This window comes from Edaphosphingomonas haloaromaticamans, assembly GCF_001853345.1.
GTDB lineage: Bacteria > Pseudomonadota > Alphaproteobacteria > Sphingomonadales > Sphingomonadaceae > Sphingomonas_E > Sphingomonas_E fennica.
In genome coordinates, this window is sequence record NZ_MIPT01000001.1 from 1,569,064 (window position 1) to 1,571,565 (window position 2,502).

The following is a 2,502-nucleotide window of genomic DNA, read 5'->3' on the forward strand; positions in this document are numbered from 1 at the left end:
CGGGGCCGGGCGCTGGCGGGCGGCGTGCCCTGCCCCTGTCTCTTATACACATCTAGATGTGTATAAGAGACAGCCGCTCCAGCGTGCCGATGATGCTGAGCGAGGCCGAGGTGGAGGCGCTGCGCGGCGCCAACGAGCCGACGTCGATGGTCGAGGTGGAGGAGGTGTTCCTACCGCTCACCCGCCTCATCAACCTGCACGTCGCCGCATCGCGCGGGCTGGCCCGCGTGACCGACGATTTCGTCGGCCGGCCGAGCTGGCCCCGGCCCTATGTGGTGGCTGTCTCTTATACACATCTAGATGTGTATAAGAGACAGTGATCGGCCTGCCGGGCTGCGCGCGCAGCCCGCGCCGCAACGGCATCGATCTGGTGCTGGAGCGGATCGCGGTGGGGTTGCCGGTCGATGGCGGGGTGATCGCGCGGATGGGCGTGGGCGGCCTGATCGCGGACCAGATCCGCAGGGACGGCCCCTATGGGCAGGAAGCCTGGGAGCCGGAGGATTGAGCGTCCGCGCGGCGAAGGCGGGTGCGATCCTGCTCGCCGCCGGCTCCTCCCGGCGGATGGGGGCGAACAAGCTGACCGCCGATCTGGACGGGCGGCCGCTGATCCTTCACGTCGCCGAGGCCATCCGCGCGGCCGGCCTGCCGCCGCCGATCGTGGTGACGGGGCATGACGCGCCGGCGATCGAGCAGGCGCTGGCGGGCAGGGATTGCCGTTTCGTTCATGCCGCCGACCATGCCGAGGGGCTTTCGCGATCGCTGGCGGCGGGGATAGCCGCAGTGCCGGACGATTGGGGCGCGGCGATGATCTGCCTGGGCGACATGCCATCGATCCCGGCGGCCGTGCTGCGCAGCCTGGCGGACGAGGCGGGCAGGGAGCGGGTGATCGTGCCCGTGCATGGCGGGCGGCGCGGCAATCCGGTGATCTGGGGACGGAGCTACTTCCCCCGGCTGATGGCGATCCGGGGCGACAAGGGCGCGCGCGGGCTGATCGACGCGCTGGGCGATGCCGTGACCTTCATGGCCTGCGATACGCCCGCCGTCCTGATCGATGCCGATACGCCCGATGCGCTGGCGGCGCTGCGGGCGAATTTCGCCAAAGCGTCCTCAAGCGACAGGCGGCCATAAGCTCACCCCCTTGGCTGGGCCTGAGCCGGCGGGGCCGGTATCGATCGGGCAAAGATCATATGGGAGAGAGCAATGGCCTGGGACGAGGAATGCGACGTCGTCGTCATCGGATCGGGCGGGGGCGCGCTGGTGGGCGCGCTGGCCGCCGCCAAGGCGGGCCTGAAGGTGATCCTGGTCGAGGCGACCGACCGGTTCGGCGGCACGACAGCCTATTCCGGCGGCGGCATGTGGCTGCCCTGCAATGCCGCGCTGCGCCGCGCGGGCGACGACGACACCATGGAGGATGCGCGGGAATATTATCGCGCCGTGGTGGGGGGCCGCACCCCGCGCGCGGTGCAGGACGCCTTCCTCGATAACGGCGCGGCCATGCTCGATTTCCTGGAGAGCGACCCGCATCTGGAATTCGCCGTCTATCCCTGGCCGGATTATTACGGGAAGGCGCCCAAGGCGCGCGCCGGCGGCCGGCACATCATGCCGCTGAACCTGACGCCCGAGGAGATCGGGGCCTTGCGCGACCAGTTGCGGCCGACCCTGCCGGTGGAACGGCTGGGCGAGCCCCTGCCGGAGGAGCTGGTGGGCGGGCAGGCGCTGATCGGGCGGCTGCTGCTGGCGCTGAAGGCGCAGGCCGGCGCGGACCTGAGGCTTTCCACGCCGTTCCGCGATTATGTGGTGGAGGATGGCGCCGTTACCGGCGTGGTCGTGGGCAAGGACGGGGCCGAACGCCGCATCCGGGCGCGCAAGGGCGTGCTGGCGGCGGCCGGCGGGTTCGAACGCAATGGCGAGATGCGGGCGCGTTTTGGCGTGCCGGGCGAGCTTTCCGGCTGCGTGGGCGCGCCGGGCAATATGGGCCGGCCGATCGAGGCGGGCATCGCCATCGGCGCGGACGTGGACCTGATGGGCGAGGCCTGGTGGTCCCCCGGCATCCTGCACCCGGACGGCACGGCAACCTTCTCGCTCGGGCTGACCGGTGGCATCTTCGTCGATGCCAATGGCGAGCGTTTCGCCAACGAATCCGCCGCCTATGACCGGCTGGGCCGCGACATCATCGCGGCGGAGGCGGAGGGACGGCTGAAGCGGCCCTTCTGGATGGTCTATGACGACAGCACGGGCGGCGAGCCGCCGGTGATCTTCCCGACCGTGCCGGTGGGCAAGGCCGAGGATTATGTGGCCGCCGGCTATCGCAAGCGCGGCGCGACGCTGGCGGAGCTGGCAAGCGAGATCGGCGTGCCGGCCGATCGGCTGGAGGCGACGGTCGCGCGCTACAACGGCTTCTGCGATGCCGGCCGGGACGAGGATTTCGACCGGGGCGGTGAGCCTTATGACCGCTTCTTCATGGGCGAGGGCGGCGGATCGCCGCTGGTGCCGATCCGGCGG

At 70.7% G+C, this 2,502-nt stretch carries 4 protein-coding genes; all 4 read left to right on the plus strand.

The window, feature by feature from the left end; translation table 11 throughout:
- The first annotated feature begins 56 nt into the window (after positions 1-56).
- Complete coding sequence (locus tag BHE75_RS07220) at positions 57-320, plus strand: hypothetical protein (protein WP_254684384.1); 264 nt, start codon at positions 57-59, stop codon at positions 318-320.
- Positions 317-505 carry a hypothetical protein gene (locus tag BHE75_RS07225; protein ID WP_070933452.1) on the plus strand — a complete coding sequence of 63 codons (189 nt, stop codon included), beginning with the start codon at positions 317-319 and terminating at the stop codon, positions 503-505. The genes BHE75_RS07220 and BHE75_RS07225 overlap by 4 nt, the downstream gene beginning before the upstream one ends.
- Complete coding sequence (locus BHE75_RS07230) at positions 502-1,128, plus strand: nucleotidyltransferase family protein (RefSeq protein WP_070933454.1); 627 nt, start codon at positions 502-504, stop codon at positions 1,126-1,128. Before BHE75_RS07225 ends, BHE75_RS07230 begins: the two co-directional genes overlap by 4 nt.
- A gap of 72 nt (positions 1,129-1,200) precedes the next feature.
- The coding region (locus BHE75_RS07235; protein WP_070933456.1) for an FAD-binding protein at positions 1,201-2,502 on the plus strand (1,302 nt) is incomplete at its 3' end.